The sequence below is a fragment of the Glaciecola punicea ACAM 611 genome (assembly GCF_000252165.1).
Classification (GTDB): domain Bacteria; phylum Pseudomonadota; class Gammaproteobacteria; order Enterobacterales; family Alteromonadaceae; genus Glaciecola; species Glaciecola punicea.
Genome location: NZ_BAET01000007.1, coordinates 1 through 23,569 on the forward strand (window position 1 = coordinate 1; position 23,569 = coordinate 23,569).

Sequence of the window (23,569 nt, forward strand, 5' to 3'; positions counted from 1 at the left end):
ATGAACCGTGATCAAATTTTATTAGGTGACCTTCCTCTTGAGTAATACTTTCCCAAGTAGCGATGATGTACTAGGGCGTACATTCAAAGTGGGTGTAAGAGCGCAATTCTAAACAAGGCCTCGTAGAAAATCGAATACGGGGCTAACGGCCCCGTTTTTTATGTTAACAGTATGTCTTAATGTCAATTTTAAGGACTAAAGATTAGTCGGTATCGTTTGCAAGTGAAGCCGAACTATGGCTTGCGTCAAGCAATCTTAGACGCTGATAAAGCTCTGTTATGACCGGCGTATATAGGTTTTTTGATTTCGCCATATTACTCAAAAAACCAAGCACAGTTTCATTTTCACTTAAGCGTTTGTATTTTACGTCTTGGCACATTGAAGACCAATTCTCTGAGGTGGCCTCTATTACTATATCAATCGCATGGGATAGGGCCTGTTCAAAAAACGTAATGTCATTTGCCTTATACACCGCAAAAATTTCTTTCTTCAGCGCAGCTACTTTCTCAGGGTACTGACGCAGTTGCCCATTTTTAATCTGTAGCACCGCCGTTAATGGATTTATTACGCCATTAATAGCCAGTTTTGTATAAAGGGCGTCAGATACATCTTGGTGATACATCACAAAGGGATGAAAGCGTAATAAGCTATCTAACAGGCTTTTCTCATGCTGCCAATTGACTGTCTTATGTTTACACGGTTTGGGCGCATATTGTGTTGGGTCAAGCATATTCCACAAAGGACCTATATCGAGACGACCTTGTGCACTTATTTGAAATGTATCAGTAGCGCTAGCATAAACGGCATCGGTGGTGGTGCCGGCATAAATCAAATTTTGTGGAAAATGCGCCGCCAGCATCTGTGCGCCGCCCATACCATTTTGAACTATTACCAGCCGCGTTTGCCTAGCCACCCAAGGGCGCAACTGAGATATCAATTCTGCTAGCTGATAGCCTTTTACTGTAATGAGCAAAAAATCAAAAATATAAGGCTCAGCGTTATTGGTAAAAGGGTTATGAACGGGCTGTTTTGCGAAGTCAAGCAGCGTGCTTTCTCTAGTCAAGCCTATAATTGTTCTTGCAGGAACGTCTATATTTTTTACTAACAGCACGGGTGAAAGTGTTTTAAAGTAATATGCGAATAAACTGCCGATAGCGCCTTGACCCACAATGCCTATTTTCATACCGATTTACGTGAGTCGACACCATGTGGGTGCGTCGGCGGTAGTATTGGCGGTATATACTTTGGCCAAGGTAAGTGGTGAATTACCGCGATATCTTGTAATAATGCGGGTGTAAATAAATTCCCGGTTTGTGGCATGCACATTATGCAAAAATCATCTTGTTTGTACGAAAATACCAACATAGCGCTGTGTAGATAAAGTCTATCTGAGTTTGTGCCTTTATAGCGTGTGTCGCCAAGAATAGCGCTGCCAATAGATTTAAGTGCAACGCGTATTTGATGGGTTTTACCGGTCACTGGTTTTATGTAAAACACACGGCCAAGATCAGGGGTGCTTTTACTGATAAAAAAGGTAATAGCTTTAGGCAACGAATTCGCGTGTTTCGTTAACATATAGCTGCCGCCACGACTTTTTTTCATATCGCCTGACACTTTGCCTTGCTTCTTTTTAGGTTTGCGATCGCTTATGGCTACATAGTATTTTTCAATTTTTTTATTGGCAAAAAGCTGGCTTAAACTTGCTGCCGCCAATTTATTTTTTGCCAGCAGTAAACAGCCACTTGTTGCAGAGTCGAGTCGATGCACTAAGTAAAGTTGGTCGAGGGACAACTGACGACAAAGCACTTGGCAAACGCTCGCTAAAGGATCGTGCATAGGTAGATCGCAGGGTTTATTGATTACCAAAAAGTCTGGATGGTCATAAACGATAGGAATAATCGATGTCATTTAGGCTGTTGCTCTACTGTAAATTTTATGAGTGTGGTGGGTTCTAATTACATACACTAGCGCGTACGTTTTATCATTTCAATGGCTTCAAGGTACTGCAAGTCTTCGGCTAATGTTTTAATATGCTTAATTGTATCTTGCATAACATTTTGAAACGCGTCAACTTGAAGCGGATCTATGTTGTCTTGGCTTATTTGTTGCTCTAACACTTTGCTGCACTCATAAAGCGCTGTTAAACCAATATTGCCCGATAAGCCTTTAGCGGTGTGAACTTTTAACTCAGCTGATTTTACGTCGTTTTGCGCAAGTGCGTCTTTTACCTGCTGCGGCGTGTAGGTAAATTCATCACAAAATTTATGAAGCAATTTGGCGAGTAGTGCAACGTTTCCGCCAAGTTGTGTGGTGGCGAATTCAATATCGACTAATTTGTGTGTTTTGGTCATTTTAGAGACGTCCCTCTTACATGCTAAGGCGCGTGTCAGCCAATATAGTGTGAGCTATTTGTCGCAGCTTAGGGGTATAACTGGTAAATAAACCACCCGTTTATTCACGACACAAGTAATAAAGATTTAATTAGGCTTTTACAAATTGGTTTTTTTTATCCATCATAAGCGTATGTTCGCAAACAGTACACATTATTAACATTATGGAAATGAAGAAACTAACAGGCATTGTGCATAGCAGCCTAACATTATCGACATATAAGAAAGCGTTTGCGCTAACCACGACCCTAACATTATGCCTTGTTTTTGTGAACGGGTGTACACAGCAAAACAGCATCGTTGCTGCTCCGGTGGCTTTGCAAGGTGAGAGCATAAAGCATTATAAGTATGTTCTTGAAAACGGCTTAACGGTTGTGCTACACGAAGATAATTCTGACCCCTTGGTAAATGTGAATGTAACCTACCATGTTGGATCTGCACGTGAGCAAATAGGCCGCTCTGGTTTTGCCCATTTCTTTGAACATATGATGTTTCAAGGCTCACAGAATGTAGATGACGAAGAGCATTTTAAAATAATTACAGAGGCGGGCGGCAACTTAAACGGCACGACTAATAGCGACCGTACTAATTATTTTCAAACAGTGCCGGCTAATCAGCTTGAAAAAGTGTTGTGGCTTGAAGCCGATCGTATGGGATTTTTACTGCCTGCAGTCACTCAAAAAAAGTTTGAAAACCAGCGTGAAACAGTTAAAAACGAACGCGCACAGCGAGTTGACAATCAACCCTACGGCCTGCGCAATGAGAGAACCGCGCAGGCGCTATATCCTACTGGACATCCATATTCGTGGTCAACCATAGGCTATGTAGAAGACCTTGATCGCGTGGGTTTAAATGACCTTAAAGCCTTTTTTAAAAGATGGTACGGGCCCAATAATGCGGTGCTTACCATTGGCGGCGACATTGACATTGCGCAAGCTAAAGCATGGGTCGACAGATACTTTTCGCCTATTCTGCGAGGTCCTGACGCAATTGATGCAGCAAAGCAGCCTGCTACGCTTGACTATACTCGATATATAACACTGCAGGACAATGTACATTTACCGCTGTTACAGGTCACTTATCCAACCGTATATGCAAACCATCAAGACGAGGCCGCGCTCGATGTACTGGCCAGTATTTTAGGGGAAGGAAAAACCTCTTTATTGCATAAAAATATGGTAAAAGAAGGCCTTGCGGTGCAAGCCTTTGCCGCGCATCTCTGTCAAGAGCTTGCATGTGAATTTACCTTACTGTCTTTAGCTAATCCTCAAAACGTGCGAGATTTGAAGAGCTTAAATGAGATCATTCATGACTCATTAACTGAGTTTGAAGAACGTGGCGTGCAGGACGATGACCTCCAGCGCGTAAAAAGCGACATAGAAACGGGCTATATCTATGCTTTGCAAAGCGTTGAGGGCAAAGTGAATATAATGGCCTCAAGCCAAACCTTTAAAGGTGAACCAGACACGGTAAAAAGTGAACTTGCGCGTTATAATGCAGTGACTAAACAAGACGTGATGCGTGTTTATAAACAGTATATAAAAGGCAAACCCGCTGTTGTGCTAAGTATAGTGCCCCAAGGGCAAGCCCAGTTAGCTGCTAGCGAACAAAACTTTGTTTTGCCTAAACGTAATATTGAGCCAACACAAGCTGTTATTTTAGCGCCTGAAATCGTCGCTACAGTCGACACGTTTGATAGAAGCATTACCCCCACAGCAGATGCAAATCGAGCAATTTCAGTGCCTGATTTTTGGGAATATTCATTCCCAAACGGCATTGAGATTTTAGGGATCGAAACAAGTGAAACACCTACTTTTTCCTTAAGTTTAAGTCTTGAAGGCGGTGTACTACTTGATCCTATCGACAAGACTGGTCTTGCCAGCTTAACAGCCGCTTTAATGAATGAAAGTACCCTGAACTATAGCGCTGAAGAAGTGGCTAACCAACTGAGTTTACTGGGTAGCTCTATATCGTTTAGTGCAGGTGGCCGCTATATTAATGTGTATGTAGATACGCTTTCAAAAAATGCCGTCCCTACACTTGATTTATTACGTGAAAAGCTATTTCGCCCCGCATTTACCCAGGCTGACTTTGACCTTATTAAAAGCCGTACCCTAGGCGCTATGCAGCAAAGCTTGCGAAATCCGTCGGTGTTGGCCTCGCGCGGTCGCAATCTGCTGTTGTATTCAAACGAATCAAGATTAGGCTTGCCCGACGATGGCACCATGTTAAGTATTCAAGCAATTACCCTTGATGATGTAAAACAGTTCTATGATGATTACATTCGTCCAAACCATGCAACAATGGTGGCGGTGGGTGACATGAACAAAGCTCAAACGCTGCAGCTAAGCGCGTTTTTATCATCGTGGGAAGGCAAAAACTATGAGTTGCCAAGCTTTACAATTGACACCACCATAAGCAAAGGCAAGCTATATATTGTTGATAACCCGAGCAGCGTGCAGTCAGTCATTAATATTTTTCGTCACGCGCCTGTTTTTGATGCTTTCGAAGAGCATTTCAAATTAACATTGGCGAACTTTCCGTTAGGGGGCATGTTTAACAGTCGAATTAATTTAAATCTTCGCGAAGACAAAGGCTTCACCTACGGTGCCCGAAGTGCATTTGTGGGAGGTAAACAAACGGGTCAGTTTATTGCGTCTGCCGATGTGTCGAGCCAATTCACAAGACAAAGCATTGAAGAATTCATAACAGAAATAGATACCTTCAACGCATCCGGCATGACGGCTCAGGAGTTAGGCTTTCTTAAAAATGCCTACAGCCAGTCTGACGCCCTTAAATATGAAACCCCAAGACAAAAAGCAGGTTTTTTGGTGAGACTGCTATCTTTGGGTTTGAACAAAGAGTATCCAGCTCAGCAGCAAGCCATCATCCAAAATATAAATGCTGAGCAGCTCAATGCATTAGCGAATAAATGGCTTGATACTGATAAAATGCATATTTTAGTGGTAGGAGACGCTGCGACATTGGTAGAATCACTAAGACCGCTGGGTAGAGACATAGAAATAATAGACGTGCCCGAATAAGTTAAAACTGACCTAGCAAGCACGGCTCGCTTCGCGAGCACACATCGAAGCACACATGCGCTTCGTCATAACCGTACCATAAATTATAGAGAATAATAATTTGCCGACCAACCAAATAAGTTTTGAAGCTAGACTAGCTGCCGTTTCTGCACCTTCTTTTATGCAGGCGCTATGTAACATTAGACACGGTATTGAGCGCGAGACCTTAAGGGTTAACGACAATGGCACAATTAGCAGCGAGCCACATCCTCAGGCGCTTGGGGCAGCACTAACTCATACATGGATTACCACTGATTTTTCAGAATCATTGCTCGAGTTTATTACGCCGCCTGAAACAGACGTTGTTACCAGCATTAGCCAGCTTAACGATATTCATAAATTTACCTATGAATCCATAGGCGAGCAGTACCTGTGGCCTATGAGTATGCCTTGTTTTATTGATGAGCACACAGATATTCCGATTGCTCGGTATGGCAGCTCGAACATAGCACGCATGAAAGAGGTATACAGGGAAGGGTTGCATAATCGCTACGGCAGCATGATGCAGGTAATTTCAGGCGTGCACTTTAATTTTTCACTACCCGACGAGTTTTGGCAGCAGTGGTGCGATTTGCATGGTGAAACGTGGAACAAAGACACGCAGTCTGATTATTATTTTGGGCTCATTCGCAATTTTAAGCGCTTTGCATGGATCATTCCCTATTTATATGGTGCTTCTCCAGCGTTATGTAGTTCTTTTATTGCGCATAAAGATGTGAAACATAAGTTTGATACAGTAGGTAAGGGCACTCTTTATATGCCATATGCGACCTCTCTTCGAATGAGTGACCTTGGCTACACGAGCAGCTCACAGGCTAATTTGAAAATTTGCTACAACGACTTGAGTACTTATGTCAGCAGCCTACGCGGGGCTATTGGTAAAAAAGCACCTGACTATGCGCATTTAGGCTGCGATGAACAAAATGGATGGCAGCAGCTTAACGATAACGTATTGCAAATAGAGAACGAGCTATATTCACCTATACGCCCAAAACAAATAGCTAAATCATTAGAGATGCCAACAAATGCCCTGCAAGATCGCGGCGTAAGCTATTTAGAAGTGCGTTCGTTAGACGTCAACCCCTACTCTAATGTGGGCATTGATATTGAACAGTTTCATTTTTTAGACACGTTTTTAGTATATTGTTTGTTAGCGCCTTCAGAAAAGTTTGATGAGGCCAGCAGGCCGCTTAGTCAACAAAATATCACTGACGTAGTCGAAAGAGGTCGCGATCCAGCGTTACGGCTTAGTAATAACGGTGAGCCTATTTTGCTCAAAGACTGGGGTCAGCAACTTATCATAGAGTTACGTAAAGTAGCGGTGCTACTCGATGAAGCTAAACAAACAAGCGTGCACATTGAAGCGGTGAATAAGCAATATGAAAAGTTCATGGATCCTACCACTACACCCTCTGGAAAATGGCTAAAGACACTACTTGATAATGACATGGACAACGGTGAACTGGGTATGGCGTTGGCTAAGAAATATAAAGCGCAAGCGCATAATATTCCATATATTCATTTATCAAAGGCCGATTTTGTTGCTGAGGCGCTAGTGTCAGAAAATGCACAAAAAGAAATTGAGTCTCCTGATGATAAAGATTTTACCCAGTTTGTGAGTGATTATTTTGGTAAACGTGTGGCGTGTGATCACGAAATGTAACGTTGAGGACGTTAAGATTAGTCTTTAGGTGTTTAGTGAGACTTATCTGTTCATGGAAAATGACGGATAAAAAAAAGCCTGACGTTAAACACGTCAGGCAACACACACACTTAGGGAAAACATTTGTAGCACACAGTAATAAGAGTAAGAGGGAGGTGATTAGTTCCGCATGTTATTAAAAAAAGTAAATTTATTTTTATGCATACTGCTTAGCGCTTTTTTCTTAGGTGCTTGCAGCACCACTCAGCCTTCTCAAAGAGAGAATTTATGCTATATTTTTGAAGAAAAAGATGATTGGTTTGATGCTGCCGCCGACATGCGTGAGAAATGGGGTGTACCTATTCACGTGCCAATGGCCATGATGTATCAGGAAAGCTCTTTTCGTCATAATGCGAAACCGCCCCGAGATTATATACTCTTTGGGCTCATTCCATGGGGCCGCACGAGCAGCGCCTTTGGTTATGCGCAAGCAAAAACCAAGACCTGGGAAGACTACAAGCGAGAAACCGGGCGCACTTTCGCTGATCGTGATGATTTTGACGACGCCATAGACTTTATGGGCTGGTTTATTAGCAAAACCCACACTATTAATAACGTTTCGAAGTGGGATGCAAAAACGCAGTATTTAAATTATCACGAAGGATGGTCGGGCTATAAACGTAAAAGCTATCGTAAAAAGGCATGGCTTTATGGTGTCGCTAAAAAAGTTGATGAACGCTCACTTCGGTACGCAGCGCAGCTTAGAAATTGCGAAGACGATCTTGATAGGGGCTGGTTTATGCGGCTATTCACATAGTACTTGCTCGTATCGGTAAAATCTTTGATCTAGATCAGTAACTTATTCCTCGTTTTAATTACAATAACTCCATTGACTAATTTTAATTTATTAGCAAACGTGAGGTGATCATTATGTGGAACTTAGTTTTTTCAGATCCGGTTGTTTGGGGTTCAATTTTAGGTATTGTAATTATGATAGTAATGGCGGCGTATTATGCGTATCTGTTTATTCATAACGCTAAAAATGGTTTATAGCTAATAGTTGAATGGTTTTCGCAAGATTACGAACAGATGTTTACATTACGTAAGTTAAACGAGCGGTCAATTTCTACTCAGGCTTATAGGCTTGAAAGTCAATGCTGATTAACACAAGTAGGCCTGCTTTGCCGCCATACTCTCTAGGTGCCTGAACAAATCCTGCCACGTCAGGGTGCTGTACAAGCCAATTAGGCACTTTTCGTTTAAGTGTGCCATTGCCATGTCCGTGGATAATGCCGATGCATGCAAAGTGACGCTTCTTTGCCTCAAAAATAACGGCCAAGATTTCTGCTTTTGCCTGCTGTCCAGTTTGGCCGTGTAGGTCTATCTCAATTTCAGGTGTAAAATAGCCCATACTTAGCTTCTTAAGCATGTCTTTGTTGCTAAACGTTAAGGGCAGTTTGAACTCGCTTTGATAGTTAATGGCAGCATCTTTTCGATAATATCTAATAGGTTTATCATCATCCCAATGTGCTTCAAATATATCTGAAAGCTCTACACTGGCACTGTGCTGTAAATAATCCGAAGAAGACAATTGTGCTAATGACATTTTTTGTGCACTAGCCTCCTTCTTAGCCATTCTCAAACGACTTTCTTTTGTGCGCTTTTGTTTACGCTCTTCATTTGTCAGCACATATTGATTATGGCTAACGGGCTTTGCGTCTTTAAACAAAGTAGAAAAATCTAAAGGCTCGTCGTTTTTTTTGCTCATGTGAATATTATTAACAGCATGTTTAGTCATTTTTCGATATTATACGCAACATACCATTCGTTAAATAGCCCAATTAAGTAGTTAATAATTCATGCATGAAGCTAATCAAGCGCCAAGACCTTACAAAACGCTGCAAGATCATGACATAATATCAGCCTTGAATAATCAAGAGCAGGTTACTCAATCTCTTAATAGCATTATAGACTATATCCGTTTTGCCATCTCACAGTGTAACCACCATGACGTTTATTTTGGCCATGGTACTCAAAACGCGTGGCAGGAGTCTCACCGACTCGTTTTTACAGCACTTTCACTGCCTTTAGATATTAGTGTGCAAGAGCAACAAGTATTTTACAGCTGCCGACTGACGCCAGCAGAGAAAGCACTGGTGTTTAGCTGGATAAAAGCGCGCTGTGAAGACGCTATTCCACTGCCGTATTTAAGCAATCAAGCTTGGTTTGCAGGGATGCCATTTTACATTGACGAACGCGCATTGATCCCACGCTCCCCCTTCGCTGAATTAATCGAAAGTAAATTTTCAGACTATTTACAAGATTCTGTGCCTCCAGCCTTTATTTTAGATATGTGCACAGGAAGTGGCTGTATCGCTATTGCGCTAGCGCAGCACTTTGTCCATGCTCAAGTAGATGCGGTGGATATAGACGAAGATGCGCTTGATGTGGCGTCAATTAACATTGAACAATACCAAATTCAAGATAGAGTGTTTCCTATGCAGTCTGACTTGTTTTCAAATTTGGGCGCGCAAAAATATGATTTAATAGTGGTAAATCCGCCTTATGTAGATGCGTACGACATGCAAGATCTTCCGCGCGAATATTTACATGAGCCTGAATCAGCGCTTGCGTCAGGTGAAGATGGCCTTGATTTAACCCTCGCACTCTTGAAACAAGTAGCCCAATATATGTCGGACAACGCTTGGTTGTTCGTGGAAGTTGGCAACAGTGAAGTGAACTTTGCCCAGCGTTTTGGCGCTTTTAGCGTGCATTGGTGCAAGTTAACGCATGGTGGTAATGGTATATTTGCGCTCAATAAAAGCCAATTAACAGCACAACTCCCGTTGTTAAACAAACTCTAAAACACATTCATATTTAAAAAGGAAACTAGCGATGTCAGGAAATACCTTTGGTAAATTGTTTAGCGTTACCACCTTTGGTGAAAGTCATGGACTTGCTATTGGCGGCGTGGTGGACGGTTGCCCACCTGGACTTGAGCTTAATGAAGAGGACTTGCAGGGTGATTTGGACCGACGTAAACCAGGTACCTCAAAATATACGACCGCTAGACGTGAAGACGACGAGGTGAAAATTCTTTCCGGTGTATTTGAAGGTAAAACGACAGGCGCTAGCATTGGTTTATTAATTAATAATATTGACCAACGCAGTCAAGACTATTCTAACATTAAAGACAGTTTTAGACCTGGCCATGCTGATTACACTTATCAACAAAAATTTGGTATAAGAGACTATCGCGGTGGCGGCCGTTCATCTGCACGTGAGACCGCGGTTAGAGTAGCAGCTGGCGGCATTGCTAAAAAATATTTACAGCAGTTGTTTGGTATAGAAATTCGTGGCTACATATCCCAAATTGGTCCAGTGGTAATAGACAAAGTTGATCACAACGTTACGAATACCAACCCTTTCTTTTGCCCTGACAAAGATAAAATAGCCGCCTTAGATCAATACATACGCGATCTAAAAAAGGAAGGTAATTCCATAGGTGCTAGAGTTTGCGTGTCGGCAACAAATGTACCCGTGGGACTAGGTGAGCCTGTGTTTGATCGTTTAGACGCCGACATTGCACATGCCATGATGGGCATAAACGCAGTGAAAGGGGTAGAAGTCGGCGATGGTTTTGACGTGGTAACACAAAAAGGCACCGACCACCGCGACGAAATTTCTCCCAAGGGCTTCTACACAAATCATGCTGGGGGAGTTCTAGGTGGTATCAGCACGGGTCAAGAAGTGCTAGTACAATTGGCATTAAAACCGACCTCAAGTATCAGTATTTCAGGTAAAACGGTTGATATAAACGGCAATGCGGCTGGCATTATTACGAAAGGGCGACACGACCCCTGTGTGGGGATCCGCGCGGTGCCTATTGCTGAGGCCATGTTAGCGCTGGTATTAATGGATCATTTGTTAAGACATAGGGCGCAAAATTCACAGGTTCATTCCATCACGCCCGTAATTCCGGCGCAACGTCCGTAATTGTGGCGTGAATTCATTCATTCGTCTGCTATTTGGGCCTAAGCGTAATGTGCCTATAGACAGCACGAGCAACCGTGTTTTTTTAGGCATGACCTATTTCTTTTATTTTGGCCAACTAGGCATCTTTATGCCGTACGTTGGTTTGTTTCTTGATGACCGTGGCTTTAGCTCCGCGCAAATAGGCACCTTGCTCGCCATCACCGCTTTATTTAGAATGTTAGGGCCTAATTTGTGGGCTAATAAAGCAGACAAGAATGGCACCGCGGGCGAAGTATTGCGCTTTGGAAGCTTACTCGCCTTTTTGGCCTTTTTGGCGGTATTTGTGGTTCAAGGCTACTGGTTACTGACCTTAACCTTTTGCATAATGATGCTGTTTTGGACGGCTGTTTTACCCCAGCTTGAAGTCATTACCTTAAGCGCGACTGCTACCAGTAGAGGCGGCTACGGGAAGCTTAGGCTTTGGGGCAGCGTTGGTTTCATAGTGTGTAGTTTATTGGCGGGTAGCTTAATAGACATATATGGACCAAGTGTGGTGGCCGTGACCACCAGTATTAGTTTATTGTTTATTTACTTAAGCAGCTTGTTGATTGTAAACCCCAAAGTAAAAGAGCACAGCACACAGGCAAGTGGCGGTGACTACAAGCAGGTTATGAGCCTTGTTTTTATCGTTTTTTTGCTGGCTAATACACTTCTACAGGTCAGCTTTGGTACGTATTATAACTTTTTTGCCCTGTATATGAGTGATTTACAGTACACTGGTTTCCAAACGGGTATTTTTATTGCCATAGGGGTAGTTGCAGAAATATTTATATTTATCTATGCGGCCACGCTAGTCAAGAGATTTAATGTACTACATCTGCTGGCTTTAAGCATCTTTTTGACCGCGCTGCGCTGGTTTGGACTGGCTTATTTTGCACACATTGGCGCTGTTATCGTGCTGAGCCAAGTCTTGCACGCATTTAGTTTTGCCTTGAGTCATGTTGCTTCAGTGTATTTTCTGACGCAGCATTTTTCAGACAAATTTCAAAGTCGCGCTCAAGCTATCTATCTGTCAGTGACCTTTGGCTTAGGCAGTGCAATTGGCAGTTTTACAGCAGGCTATGTATGGAATGATGGAGTGGGCGCATCGCTCAGCTTTATATTATCGGGCAGCGTTGCCTTTATTGCTGGGTTATTGTTAGTCATATTAATTGTGTATAAAGCGTTTATTAAAAATAAGGTGGTTTAACAATGTTAATGCAGCTAAACAAAGAGAATCTGACGATTAATTGTGGCTTGACCAAGCTTGCACCGATCTTTTGTGTCACGCTATTGTTACTTTTTTCTGCTCAAGTAAGTGCACAAGAGGCGAGTGATATTTGGGTGGGGAAACTAAACTTATGGGAAAAAGAACCCATTACTGAGCTGATCCAAGTTACTAATACTCAGCAGTATAGTAATCAACCTTACTTCTTTGATAACGAACGCTTGTTTTTTACTGAAGCGGTCAACGTTGATGGAAGCGACGCGCAGATGGACATATGGGTGTTCGATTTTCAATCAGGTAAATTGCAGAACATTACGCAATCGGCCAGCAGTGAGTACTCTGCGACCCCAATACCCGATAAAGACGATATGTCAGTTATTCGCGTAAATGCAGCAGGTTCACAAGAGTTGTGGCAAGTCAATTTATTGGGTAAGGCGGTTCAGCATTTGGCACCTAAATTATCCCCTGTAGGCTATCAGGTATGGTTAAGCGACACTGACTCACTGTTGTTTGTATTAGGCCAGCCTATCACTTTACAACGAGTGAACGCGTTTGACCCCGACACTAAAGGTAGCATTGTCGATACCAATATTGGTGCAAGTCTACATCGATTTGAAAAAACCGACTGGTTCTTATACACCCGTGATGATGATGGCAATTTTCTTCACGCCTATAATAAAGAAACAAATAAAACGATTCAGATTGTCAGAATGCCTGAGAATAGTGTTTTTTTTTCAGTCAGCAGAATGGGTAACGTCATCACGTCTGATGGAGAAACCCTGTGGCAGCGTAAATTTATGATTAAAGGGGACAAAATACGGCCTTTAAATGGATGGCAAAAAATCACTATCGAGCAGCCAGAATGCGCTGAGGGTGTCACTAGAACGGCTATATCCCCAGACACAAGTATGATCGCTTTGGTGTGTCCTAGAGATCCAAAAGAAGCAGAGCAATCATAAAAAAAAGGCGCTATAAAGCGCCTTTTTTTGTTTCACTGATAATACTAGCCAGTAAAGTTTTCAGAAGCAAACTGCCAATTAGCAAGTGCCCAAAAACCTTCAAGGTAATTTGGACGGACATTGCGGTAATCGATATAGTAAGCATGTTCCCACAAATCTACGACTAACAAGGCCGAAACGCCGTCGCTAGTAATAGGGTTGTTGGCATTGCTGGTGTTCATTATATCTAAACTACCGTCTGCTGCTTTTATTAACCATGTCCAGCTAGAACCAAAGTTATTGACCGCTTTGTCGTTAAAGGCTGCTTTGAAGTCTGCAAAAGAACCCCATTTCGCGTTTATTGCCTCAGCAAGTGCACCACTTGGTTCGCCGCCGCCGTTAGGGCTTAAGCTGTTCCAATAAAAAGTATGATTCCAAATTTGAGCAGCATTGTTAAAGACACCACCATCACTGTTTCTGACGATTTCTTCTAACGATTTGCCCGCTAAGTCTGTGCCTTCAATTAGTCCGTTTAATTTAGTCACATAAGTAGCGTGATGCTTACCGTGGTGAAAATCTAATGTTTCAGCTGAGATGTGTGGTTCTAGTGCTGTTTTATCATATGGTAATGCGGGTAATTCAAAAGCCATGTGTTTTCTCCGTGTGTTGAGTGAATTCTTGTTCTCATGTAACTTACTATTAATTGGGGATGATTGGCTTGATTAAAAGCCCAGATAAAAAATAATTCTATCTGTTAGTTCTTTATTTAGCGTGAACAAGATCAGTTTTCTTTTAAATTTCGTATCATCATCATGAACGATTTACACTTTAGCTAAATTGAGATGCGAAAAGGTGTTGAATTTGGTATACTTAGACACACATACAACTAACTAAATACGTATAAGGAATAAGCATTACTATGAGTGAACAAGAAATAAGTGTAATAGAAAAAATTAAACAGCAAATTAGTGAGAATAGCGTTCTCTTATACATGAAAGGTTCGCCGAAACTACCTTCGTGTGGGTTTTCTTCGCAGGCTTCCCAAGCGCTAATGGGCTGTAATGAGCAATTTGCTTACGTCGATATTCTCCAAAATCCAGATATTCGTGCAGAGTTGCCCAAGTACGCAGACTGGCCAACTTTCCCGCAGCTTTGGGTAGACGGTGAATTAGTAGGCGGTTGCGATATTATTATGGAAATGTTTCAGCAGGGCGAACTGCAGTCCTTGATCCAAGAATCGGCTGCTAAAAATAAAAGTGCGTAGTGTCTTGAGTAGAAACTAAAAAAGGCGATGAAATTATTCATCGCCTTTTTTGTTGTTATACTTTATTCGTATTGACGGGCGACAATTAACCCACATCTTTAAACATGCTGTAGTCCATGATAGTGGTATCGATTATGTTTTGTGCCATGTTTATGCAGCTTCCGCACTGTGAGCCCACGCCTAATGCGTTTTTCAGTTCACGCATATTGCCGACACCTTCAGCGCGCACAATGTTTTCAATTTGTGTGTCGGTAATTCCGTGGCATAAGCATACAAACATTTATATTTCTCGTGAAAAATGCACAACAGGCTGTGCGTCTAATACTGTTACAAATGATAATAGTTTCTATTCACAACAAAGGCAAGCGTTTTTTCCATGAATTTTGTATTCGTCTGTCTATGGCTTAATCGCATCAATGTTAATAGACCTTGCGGGCGTTTCATCTTTTGTCCAGTGGCGTTTTTTTAATAGCACAGCCAACGCTGTGGTGCACTGCGCCTGCGCCGTTAACCTGTTCTAATTGTTTTTCATTTAATTAAATCATTATAAGGTCCTTTTATTTGATTTAATTTCAGTAAACTTTTACTGTAATGACAAAAGCGTCATTACAGTAACGACAAGTAAGACGTGAGTATGCTGACAAAAAGTATGCACTTTGGACAATTACGAAGACACACGTAAAGACGCTCTTTGCGCATAGTTAATATCATAAGGAACACAAGCATACATGTGGATATATCTCGTAAGACATGCGCAAACCGACGGTAACGCAAAGCGCATAGTGCAATTACCTGATACTCCTTTGTCTGTTGACGGTGAGCGCCAAGCTAAGGAATTTGCACAAGCCTATTTACACTTACCCATATCCACTATACTCAGCAGTGATTATGCACGTGCAAGAGCAACTGCGTTAGCGCTACATCGGCATGAAAAGACTGTAATGTTAAGCAGTAAGCTACTGCGTGAAAGAAATTTTGGCGATTTGCGCGGCGTGGCCTACCGCGATATTCCCAACGATATTTTTGCGTTAAATTTTAAGCCACCATCAGGGGAGTCTCATCGAGACTTTGTTGTGCGAGTGGGTTTGGCCTGGCAGAATGTGATTAATGTAGCAAAAAGTAACGAAGGCGAACTGCTGGTGATGACGCATGGTTTAGTTGTTCGCTGTATTTTAACCGAAATACTCAAACTTCCGACTGGGGTTTTAAACAGCGCCGATATTCAAAACACCTGCGTCACAAAAATAAATAAACATAATATAGCAGACGTACCATTACTATGTGATGTTTCGCATTTATCAGCACAGGCTTCTGATAAGCGCGAATAAAGTCGTTTAAGCTAAAGTTTGAAGCGTAGCCCTAAGTTTCTTCACTAAGCGGCCAGCCACCTAGTGCTTGATACCGGTTTAGCATAAAGCAAAATAGCTCCGCTGTTTTTTGTGTATCATACAGCGCACTGTGTGCTTCTGACTGTTTAAATTCAATTTTTGCCGCCTCACAGGCCTTTATCAATACTGTTTGGCCAAGGGTAAGCGCCGCCAGCGTAGTAGTATCAAACGACACAAAAGGGTGAAAGGGAGTACGCTTAATATTTTGCCTAACAATGGCGGCATTTACGAAACTTTGATCAAACGTAGCGTTGTGAGCCACGATTACACTGCGCTGGCAGTCAGCCTCTTTTTGTGCTTTACGAATATGCTGACACAAATCTTTTATTACTTCGTTTTCGGGTTTGGCACCGCGTAAGGCACAAAAGGGATCAATGCCATTAAACTCGATGGCTGCTTTTTCGATATTGGCGTCTTCAAACGGAATTACATGCTCGTGAAAGCATGTGTTGGGGCTGAATATGCCGTTTTCATCCTGCTTAAGCGTGATTGCCGCAATTTCAAGTAGGGCATCGGTCTGAGCATTAAATCCGCCCGTTTCTACATCAATTATTACGGGGAAATACCCCCTAAAACGCTGTGCTAATGCTGTCATTTTACTCACTTACAAAAGATAAAAAGATGAAAGTATACGCTATGGTTTATAGTATAGAGCTTTTTGAGTTAAACAATACCCTCCGCACTTAGCAATAATGCGCAATAATGCGCAATAACACTTAATAACACTTAATAACACTTAATAAGGCGTAATGCTAAATTAATGATGGCTAAACCTTTTATAAAAAAAGCCTATAATTAGCAACAGTATAGTACTCTTAGGCTAGTGGCTGCTTCGCAGGATGTTAAGGCTACTCTACTTTGTCTTTATACTCACACAAATCTTCAATAAGACATGAGCCGCAGCGAGGTTTGCGAGCAATGCAGGTGTAGCGGCCATGTAAAATAAGCCAGTGATGTACATCTATTTTAAATTCAGCGGGTATCACTTTAATGAGTTTATCTTCAACTTTCTCAACTGTTTTACCCATGGCCAACTTGGTGCGATTGCTAACCCGATATATATGCGTGTCTACGGCTATGGTAGGCCAGCCAAACGCAGTATTTAATACCACATTTGCGGTTTTGCGGCCAACGCCAGGAAGCGCCTCTAAGGCCTCACGATTTGCCGGTACAATACTATTGTGCTGATGCACTAATATGCGGCAAGTTTCAATCACATTTTTGGCTTTGGCATTGAAAAGCCCAATTGTTTTTATGTATTCTTTTAGACCCTCTAGGCCTAAGGCATAAATAGCCGCAGGCGTATTGGCAAGCGGGTAAAGTTTATCAGTGGCCTTATTCACGCCCACGTCTGTCGATTGCGCAGATAAAATAACGGCAATGAGCAGTTCAAACGGGCTAGAAAAATTGAGTTCGGTGGTGGGATGTGGATTGTCGTCGCGCAGACGCGTTAGTATTTCGTATCTTTTTGTCTTATTCATATTTTATATGTCGGTTCCAGTAACGCGAGCGCGCTGTACCACCTTTTTATCTTTAACTTGGGTTCTGTCCTTAATGACTTGGTCGATAATATTTTTCGCTGCAATAATAAATCCAAGGCCTAAAAAAGCACCAGGCGGTAAAATAGCTAACAGGAAGTTGGCATCGGTTTGGTAAACCACAATGGTTAAGTCGCTAGCCCAGTTGCCCAGTAACAATTCAGCGCCCGAGAATAAGGTGCCCAAGCCTAAAATTTCACGTGTAGCGCCCAGCAGGACTAAAATCAAGGTAAATCCGGTGCCCATCATTAAGCCATCGTAAGCCGCAAATTTAACCGAATGTTTAGATGCATAAGCCTCAGCTCTGCCAATAATCGCGCAGTTGGTCACAATTAAAGGAATGAATATACCTAACACCTGATATAGGCCAAAGGTAAAAGCGTGCATGAGCAGCTCTATAACGGTCACAAAAGAGGCAATAACCATCACGAAAATTGGAATGCGTATTTCGTTGGGCACAATATTTCTGACCAGCGACACCGTTATGTTTGAACCTAGCAGCACAAGGGTGGTGGCTATTCCAAGGCCTAAGGCATTTACAACCGTTCCAGACACGGCCAATAAAGGACAAAGTCCTAAAAGCTGAACTATTGCGGGATTGTTTTTCCATAAGCCTTGTAAAGTAAGCTCTTTGTATTCGTTAGTCACTAGGCATGCCCTTAGCAGACGCCACTGCAATTATTTTCGATGAGTCTGTTTTGCAGTTAGCCGGCAAGGCAAACAGTGTTTGTATGTTATTTTGGCCATAAATAGCCGCGTTTTTAATTGCCTCTACAACCGCACGCGGCGTAATGGTGGCGCCGGTAAATTGATCAAACTGGCCACCGTCTTTTTTAACGCCCCAGCGATCGTCACGCTGCTCATCATAAACAACATTGGAAAAACTTAATATCCAATCGCTCACTCTTAGCTCTATTTTGTCGCCCAGCCCCGGAGTCTCTTTGTGGTTTACCACACGCGCTGCTAACACAGTATTTTGTAAGTCTATAGCCACGACTATATCTATCGCCCCGCTGTATCCGTTGGGCGCGGTAGTTTCAATTATTAGCGCGGTATTGGCATCGCCTTGACGAGATCGATACACTCGCTGCGGCTTATTGCCAAGTAATTCGTTAGCTTGGACCTCAATGCAGTCGGTGTGTAACTCATTGTCGTGCATAGATGGTGCAACAACTTGGTTTAAAGTAGTCAATAACTGCCTTTCTTTTGCGGCTTCTATTCGCTGCGCAGTAAAGCTAAAGGTAAGCGCAATTATACTGGTGGTGACCAAAGCAAAGCCACCCAAAATAAGCCCGTTTCTTAGCACTGTATTGTTCATTTATCACCTTGCTGCGATTTTTTTGCGGGTGAAGGCTTCGCCATATTTCTTACTTTATTTTGGTGACCATAGGTGCCTGGTTTGGTGTAGTAGTCAATTAATGGCACCGCTAAATTCATTAGCACAACGGCAAACGCGATGGCATCAGGATACCCGCCCCAAGTGCGTATAACGATAATCCAAAAGCCTATAAGTGCGCCAAAAACTATTCTGCCGCGGTTAGTAGTAGAGGCTGAAACAGGGTCAGTTGCAATAAAGAATGCCCCTACAATTAAACTGCCATTGACTAAATGAAACCAAGGTGAGGCGTGCGTACTCATATCATAAATAGACAGCACTGCGCTAACGGCCATGGCCGCAATGATCATACTTGCGGGAATGTGCCAGTTAATAACTTTCGCTTTTATGAGCACCAAGCCGCCTATTAAATACGCAAAAGAAACGGGTGCCCAGCCTACGCCCATGCTGGCATTGAATATCTTGTTGTTTAAGCCTTCTGAGATAATGTAACCTTCACTAAGCGCTGTCTTTATATGGTCAAGCGGTGTGGCCATTGTGGCGCCATCAACGGTGGCTTGAAGCTGCGCAATACTGAAGCCGGTGGCTGTGTAACCGGTAAAAATAGTATGTATGGTGTCCCAAATCCCCACGTTTTGAATCGTTAGACTTACCGGTGGCAGCCAAGCTGTCATTTGTACGGGGAATGAAATAAGCAACATCACGTAGCCAGCCATAGCGGGATTGAACAAATTAAAGCCAAGGCCTCCATACAGCTGTTTTACGATGGCAATGGAGAAAAACGTGCCGATAACAATTATCCACCAAGGTGCCAGGGGTGGAATGCTAATGGCGAGCAAAAGACCGCACAGTAATGCGCTATAATCTTTAACTGCGCGTTCGGTGTTCTTTTTGCGGATCTCTAATATCACCACTTCGGTTACCACAGCTGTCACTACCGCCAATGCAAGCTGTACTAGCACACCGTAGCCAAACATATAGGTTTGCACAGCAATACCCGGAATGGCGGCATACACGACTAAGCGCATAACGGCGCCAGTGTCTCGTTGATTGTGGTGATGAGGCGAGCTAGCAACCTGCAGCTTAGTCATTTTTTGCCTCCGCTTTAGTGGCCGAGGCTGTCTCGCTAGGCGACAATTTCTCTTTATTTGCGTTTACTGATGCACCGTCGTTTACGCTATCTTCGCTAGGTTGCAGTTGGGCTGATTTTTTGGCTTTAGCTCTTGCCAGCGCTGCGGCAATTTTATCTTTAGCACCGCCGCCGTTGCTGTTTAAGGCTTTGGTTCTGGCTTGGGCGGCCAAGCGATGTTTTTCTTCTCGCGCTTGTTTTTCACTTTCTAGGCGTTGCTGCCTCGCTTCAAACCGAATACGCGCTTTTTCTGCCTGTTCTTTTTCATGTAGCTGTGCGCGAATGTCGCCTTTAGCTTGACGGTAATAGTGTACTAGCGGTATTTCACTTGGGCACACATACGCGCAGGCGCCACACTCAATACAATCAAACAAGTCATATTCTTGGGCAACATCATAGTCTTTCGCTTTACTATACCAAAACAGCTGCTGTGGTAGCAACGATACTGGACAAGCATCTGCGCAAGCTGAGCAGCGAATGCAGCCTCGTTCATCTTCAACGCTAGGCAGTTCTTTGGCAGCAGGGGCCAAAATACAGTTAGTGATTTTTACAATGGGGATTTTAGCTGATGCAAGGGTAAAGCCCATCATTGGGCCGCCCATAATGATGCGAGGATACGCTTGCTTGTTTACGTCAAAGGCGCTGTTTTCTAATAAATGGCTGACCGGCGTGCCAATTTTTGCCCATACGTTTTGTGGCTTATCAATCGCTTTACCCGTTACAGTAACCACTCGCTGGGTGAGGGCTTTGCCCTCTATGATAGCGTCGGCAACGGCGAAGCAGGTACCAACATTGTACATTACGCAGCCAATGTCTATGGGTAAGCCATCGCTGGGTACCTCGCGAGATGTAAGTACTTGAATAAGCTGTCTTTCGCCGCCTGCTGGATACTTAGTAGGCACACTAACAACGTGGTATTCACTTTGTTGCTGGCAGGCAATAGACATCGTTTCCAAGGCTTCTGGTTTATTATCCTCTATGGCAATAATGACGCGTTTGGGTTTTATTAGGTGGTGAAGAATATCGATTCCTTGCCTAATTTGCCATGCATGCTCGCGCATTAAGCGGTCGTCGGCTGAAATATAAGGTTCACACTCTATTCCGTTAATAATCAAAAATTCTACCGGTTTGATGGTATTTGATTTTATGTGGGTAGGAAACCCTGCGCCGCCAAGGCCACTTATGCCTGCATTACAAATTGCACTAATAATATCGTGTTTACTGGCTTCTTTGTATTGGCTAATGCCTTGCGTGGCAATCGCATCGTCCTTACCGTCTAATGTAATTGTTACGGTCATCTCGGGTAAGCCTGACGGGTGTGCAGCAGGATGTTCACCAATCGCGGTAATCAGGCCTGAAGACGACGCGTGCACCGGCACGGCATATGGATTTTCGCTGGCCGTGAGCGCCTGTCCTTTAAGTACTTTGTCACCTAGAGTGACTAAAAGCTCACTGTCTATGCCTATGTGCTGCTTTATAGGGACGTAAACATACTCAGGCAGCGGAAGGTTTTTTATCACCTCTTTATTTGACAATGATTTTTCTTGAGCAGGGTGAACACCACCGGGAAAGTCCCAAAGGCGGCCAACCGACAGTCTTTCTAATACGGTGTCAAAGCTAGCAAACCCCTTCATAGCGATTGCCTTACGGGTATATCACCCACTTGCGTTTGGCTGAAATCCCATTTCCAGTTGCTGGTACTTTCATGCAGCGGGATCATATCAATGCAGTCTACCGGACAGGGGTCTACGCATAGATCGCAGCCTGTGCATTCGTCTATAATAACGGTGTGCATTTGTTTAGCAGCGCCTACAATGGCGTCGACTGGACATGCTTGAATACATTTAGTGCAGCCAATGCATTCGTCTTCGCGGATAAACGCGACTTTTTTTATGGCTTCGACCCCATGAGCACCGTCTAAGGGTTTTACTTCAACCCCCATAAGCTCGGCTAGATTTTTTATGGTCGACTCGCCACCTGGCGGACATTTGTTTATTTCATCACCGTTGGCGATAGCCTCAGCGTATGGGCGACAGCCCGGATAACCACATTGCCCACATTGAGTTTGCGGCAGTATGCTGTCAATTTGTGCGACTAATGGATCGCTTTGTACTTTAAAGCGAATAGACGCATAGCCTAAGCCTGCGCCCAAAATAAGCGCTATAAATGCCACTATGGCTAATGCGATTAAGGTAGCTGTCATTTAACTAGCCCTGAAAAACCCATAAAGGCTAATGACATTAAGCCTGCGGTTATCATGGCGATTGAAGCTCCTTTGAATGGCACAGGGACATCTGCCGCCGCTAAACGTTCGCGCATGGCCGCAAATAGCACCAGCACGAATGAAAAGCCTGCAGCGGCGCCAAATCCGTACACGATAGATTCAAGAAAGTTGTGTTGCTTGGTTGTGTTTAGTAAGGCTACGCCTAACACCGCGCAATTTGTCGTAATAAGCGGTAAAAATATACCTAGCAATCGGTACAAAGTGGGGCTTGTTTTTCGCACCACCATTTCAGTGAATTGGACTACAACCGCTATCACTAAAATGAAACTAAGGGTACGCAAGTACCCAATGCCTAATGGCACTAGAATGTAAGTTTCAACCAAATAGCTTGAAAGTGATGCCAGTGTAAGCACGAAAGTAGTTGCCATTGACATGCCTATGGCCGTCTCGAGCTTTCCAGACACACCCATAAAAGGGCACAACCCTAGAAATTGCACCAAAACAAAGTTGTTAACCAGTACGGTGCCAAGCAGCAGTAAAAGTAAGTCTGTCATATCAGAAATTTACTCGCCCAGTATAAATAAAATTGATCATAGCGATTGTTTAAAGAAGTCATCGAATATCGGTAAGTAGTAGGGTTTTGTATGTTTGCGAATGACAAAACGACACTATTACTAATATTGTATGTACTAGTTTCAATTATCGCCTGTTACAAGCGATTAAACAACACAGAAAAAGTAAGGATAAGCGATTTAAATGTGATTGATGTCAAAGTGTGTGTACGAAAGCGTATTTCGCATATTTGAAGTGGCTCCCCCTCCCCGGCTCGAACGGGGGACCTGCGGATTAACAGTCCGTCGCTCTACCAACTGAGCTAAGGGGGAATCATAAACGCTTGAGTCAAAAGAAAGATTTTCGTGATAATGATTAGCGCGTTTTGTGCATTAAAAGTGGCTCCCCCTCCCCGGCTCGAACGGGGGACCTGCGGATTAACAGTCCGTCGCTCTACCAACTGAGCTAAGGGGGACCTGCCTTTTAACGGATGCGGATGTTAAAGACGATTGCCTTTGCTGTCAACAAAGTTTTTCAATTATTTTTGGAATAATAGAAATTTGTACTTTTAATCTGCTAAGCCAAAATATAGACAGTGTTGCTTGATTAATCAATCTGTTTGCCAATAAAACAGAAATTGTTGAAAATTAAAACTATTCCAAAAATGGCAGTCATGCACCAAGTTTATTCTAATAAAGCATAAAAAATTGTTTGGTAACTGATTTTATGTACAGTGGTTCGAGGCGGTATAACATGTTGAAATGGTGCGCAGGGTTAGTAACAACTAACATAATTTGGCGTAAAAAGGGATACATTAAGCGCCAGCATTCAGTCACAGCCAGT

At 43.0% G+C, this 23,569-nt stretch carries 24 protein-coding genes and 2 tRNA genes; 10 read left to right on the top strand and 16 right to left on the bottom strand.

Annotated elements, in window-relative coordinates:
• Window positions 1–202 precede the first annotated feature (202 nt).
• From GPUN_RS02440 to GPUN_RS02450, 3 genes are read right to left on the bottom strand one after another with little or no spacing between them, the layout of a single operon-like run.
• Window positions 203–1,183 carry a ketopantoate reductase family protein gene (locus tag GPUN_RS02440; protein ID WP_006003090.1) on the bottom strand — a complete coding sequence of 327 codons (981 nt, stop codon included), beginning with the start codon at window positions 1,181–1,183 and terminating at the stop codon, window positions 203–205.
• A complete protein-coding gene (locus GPUN_RS02445) occupies window positions 1,180–1,908 on the bottom strand; it encodes a TIGR01621 family pseudouridine synthase (RefSeq protein WP_006003093.1) in 729 nt (242 codons plus the stop codon). Before GPUN_RS02445 ends, GPUN_RS02440 begins: the two co-directional genes overlap by 4 nt.
• Window positions 1,909–1,964: 56 nt before the next feature.
• Window positions 1,965–2,351 carry an Hpt domain-containing protein gene (locus tag GPUN_RS02450; protein WP_006003095.1) on the bottom strand — a complete coding sequence of 129 codons (387 nt, stop codon included), beginning with the start codon at window positions 2,349–2,351 and terminating at the stop codon, window positions 1,965–1,967.
• A 203-nt stretch (window positions 2,352–2,554) separates the two neighbouring features.
• Here GPUN_RS02450 and GPUN_RS02455 point away from each other — a divergent pair, with 203 nt between their 5' ends.
• The 4 genes from GPUN_RS02455 (at window position 2,555) to GPUN_RS13830 (ending at window position 8,168) form a co-directional block, all read left to right on the top strand.
• On the top strand, window positions 2,555–5,434 hold the full coding sequence (locus GPUN_RS02455) for a M16 family metallopeptidase (RefSeq protein ID WP_006003096.1): 2,880 nt from the start codon (window positions 2,555–2,557) through the stop codon (window positions 5,432–5,434).
• 100 nt (window positions 5,435–5,534) lie between these two features.
• Window positions 5,535–7,136, top strand: a complete 1,602-nt coding sequence (gene gshA, locus GPUN_RS02460) for a glutamate--cysteine ligase (protein ID WP_006003097.1) — start codon at window positions 5,535–5,537, stop codon at window positions 7,134–7,136.
• A gap of 169 nt (window positions 7,137–7,305) precedes the next feature.
• Window positions 7,306–7,932, top strand: a complete 627-nt coding sequence (locus GPUN_RS02465; protein ID WP_006003098.1) for a transglycosylase SLT domain-containing protein — start codon at window positions 7,306–7,308, stop codon at window positions 7,930–7,932.
• Between the two features lie 113 nt (window positions 7,933–8,045).
• Window positions 8,046–8,168 (top strand): DUF3149 domain-containing protein, encoded by a 123-nt coding sequence (locus tag GPUN_RS13830; protein ID WP_006003099.1) that lies wholly within the window; start codon window positions 8,046–8,048, stop codon window positions 8,166–8,168.
• Window positions 8,169–8,241: 73 nt separating this feature from the next.
• On the opposite strand, the gene GPUN_RS02470 is transcribed toward GPUN_RS13830, so the two are convergent.
• Window positions 8,242–8,883, bottom strand: coding sequence for a Smr/MutS family protein (locus tag GPUN_RS02470; protein WP_158309254.1), 642 nt, complete (start codon window positions 8,881–8,883; stop codon window positions 8,242–8,244).
• A gap of 91 nt (window positions 8,884–8,974) precedes the next feature.
• Here GPUN_RS02470 and prmB point away from each other — a divergent pair, with 91 nt between their 5' ends.
• From prmB to GPUN_RS13590, 4 genes are read left to right on the top strand one after another with little or no spacing between them, the layout of a single operon-like run.
• Complete coding sequence (gene prmB / locus GPUN_RS02475; protein ID WP_006003102.1) at window positions 8,975–9,979, top strand: 50S ribosomal protein L3 N(5)-glutamine methyltransferase; 1,005 nt, start codon at window positions 8,975–8,977, stop codon at window positions 9,977–9,979.
• A 31-nt stretch (window positions 9,980–10,010) separates the two neighbouring features.
• A complete protein-coding gene (gene aroC / locus GPUN_RS02480; protein ID WP_006003104.1) occupies window positions 10,011–11,111 on the top strand; it encodes a chorismate synthase in 1,101 nt (366 codons plus the stop codon).
• Between the two features lie 7 nt (window positions 11,112–11,118).
• Window positions 11,119–12,339, top strand: coding sequence for an MFS transporter (locus GPUN_RS02485; RefSeq protein WP_238528933.1), 1,221 nt, complete (start codon window positions 11,119–11,121; stop codon window positions 12,337–12,339).
• Between the two features lie 2 nt (window positions 12,340–12,341).
• Window positions 12,342–13,316: a TolB-like translocation protein gene (locus GPUN_RS13590; protein WP_006003108.1), complete on the top strand. Its 975-nt coding sequence runs from the start codon at window positions 12,342–12,344 to the stop codon at window positions 13,314–13,316.
• Window positions 13,317–13,360: 44 nt separating this feature from the next.
• Here GPUN_RS13590 and GPUN_RS02495 read toward each other — a convergent pair whose 3' ends face one another.
• A complete protein-coding gene (locus tag GPUN_RS02495; RefSeq protein WP_006003110.1) occupies window positions 13,361–13,945 on the bottom strand; it encodes a superoxide dismutase in 585 nt (194 codons plus the stop codon).
• A gap of 269 nt (window positions 13,946–14,214) precedes the next feature.
• On the opposite strand from GPUN_RS02495, the gene GPUN_RS02500 reads away from it, so the two are divergent.
• The gene (locus GPUN_RS02500) at window positions 14,215–14,559 is read left to right on the top strand and encodes a Grx4 family monothiol glutaredoxin (RefSeq protein ID WP_006003112.1); all 345 of its coding nucleotides are present in this window, start codon (window positions 14,215–14,217) and stop codon (window positions 14,557–14,559) included.
• A gap of 85 nt (window positions 14,560–14,644) precedes the next feature.
• Here GPUN_RS02500 and GPUN_RS02505 read toward each other — a convergent pair whose 3' ends face one another.
• Window positions 14,645–14,839 carry a bacterioferritin-associated ferredoxin gene (locus GPUN_RS02505; RefSeq protein ID WP_006003114.1) on the bottom strand — a complete coding sequence of 65 codons (195 nt, stop codon included), beginning with the start codon at window positions 14,837–14,839 and terminating at the stop codon, window positions 14,645–14,647.
• A 448-nt stretch (window positions 14,840–15,287) separates the two neighbouring features.
• Here GPUN_RS02505 and GPUN_RS02510 point away from each other — a divergent pair, with 448 nt between their 5' ends.
• On the top strand, window positions 15,288–15,887 hold the full coding sequence (locus GPUN_RS02510; RefSeq protein WP_006003120.1) for a histidine phosphatase family protein: 600 nt from the start codon (window positions 15,288–15,290) through the stop codon (window positions 15,885–15,887).
• 31 nt (window positions 15,888–15,918) lie between these two features.
• Here GPUN_RS02510 and rnt read toward each other — a convergent pair whose 3' ends face one another.
• From rnt to GPUN_RS02560, 10 genes are all read right to left on the bottom strand, one after another.
• Window positions 15,919–16,542: a ribonuclease T gene (gene rnt, locus GPUN_RS02515; protein WP_006003122.1), complete on the bottom strand. Its 624-nt coding sequence runs from the start codon at window positions 16,540–16,542 to the stop codon at window positions 15,919–15,921.
• 253 nt (window positions 16,543–16,795) lie between these two features.
• Window positions 16,796–17,428 (bottom strand): endonuclease III, encoded by a 633-nt coding sequence (gene nth, locus GPUN_RS02520; protein ID WP_006003124.1) that lies wholly within the window; start codon window positions 17,426–17,428, stop codon window positions 16,796–16,798.
• Window positions 17,429–17,431: 3 nt separating this feature from the next.
• Window positions 17,432–18,133 carry an electron transport complex subunit E gene (locus GPUN_RS02525; protein ID WP_006003125.1) on the bottom strand — a complete coding sequence of 234 codons (702 nt, stop codon included), beginning with the start codon at window positions 18,131–18,133 and terminating at the stop codon, window positions 17,432–17,434.
• On the bottom strand, window positions 18,126–18,803 hold the full coding sequence (gene rsxG / locus GPUN_RS02530; RefSeq protein ID WP_006003126.1) for an electron transport complex subunit RsxG: 678 nt from the start codon (window positions 18,801–18,803) through the stop codon (window positions 18,126–18,128). Before rsxG ends, GPUN_RS02525 begins: the two co-directional genes overlap by 8 nt.
• Window positions 18,800–19,912, bottom strand: coding sequence for an electron transport complex subunit RsxD (gene rsxD / locus GPUN_RS02535; protein WP_006003127.1), 1,113 nt, complete (start codon window positions 19,910–19,912; stop codon window positions 18,800–18,802). Before rsxD ends, rsxG begins: the two co-directional genes overlap by 4 nt.
• Window positions 19,905–21,584, bottom strand: a complete 1,680-nt coding sequence (gene rsxC / locus GPUN_RS02540) for an electron transport complex subunit RsxC (RefSeq protein WP_006003128.1) — start codon at window positions 21,582–21,584, stop codon at window positions 19,905–19,907. The genes rsxD and rsxC overlap by 8 nt, the downstream gene beginning before the upstream one ends.
• On the bottom strand, window positions 21,581–22,153 hold the full coding sequence (gene rsxB, locus GPUN_RS02545) for an electron transport complex subunit RsxB (RefSeq protein WP_006003129.1): 573 nt from the start codon (window positions 22,151–22,153) through the stop codon (window positions 21,581–21,583). The genes rsxC and rsxB overlap by 4 nt, the downstream gene beginning before the upstream one ends.
• Window positions 22,150–22,728, bottom strand: a complete 579-nt coding sequence (gene rsxA / locus GPUN_RS02550) for an electron transport complex subunit RsxA (RefSeq protein ID WP_006003130.1) — start codon at window positions 22,726–22,728, stop codon at window positions 22,150–22,152. Before rsxA ends, rsxB begins: the two co-directional genes overlap by 4 nt.
• Window positions 22,729–22,982: 254 nt before the next feature.
• Window positions 22,983–23,058: transfer RNA gene (locus tag GPUN_RS02555), tRNA-Asn, on the bottom strand.
• Between the two features lie 67 nt (window positions 23,059–23,125).
• Window positions 23,126–23,201, bottom strand: a tRNA-Asn gene (locus GPUN_RS02560).
• Window positions 23,202–23,569 lie beyond the last annotated feature (368 nt).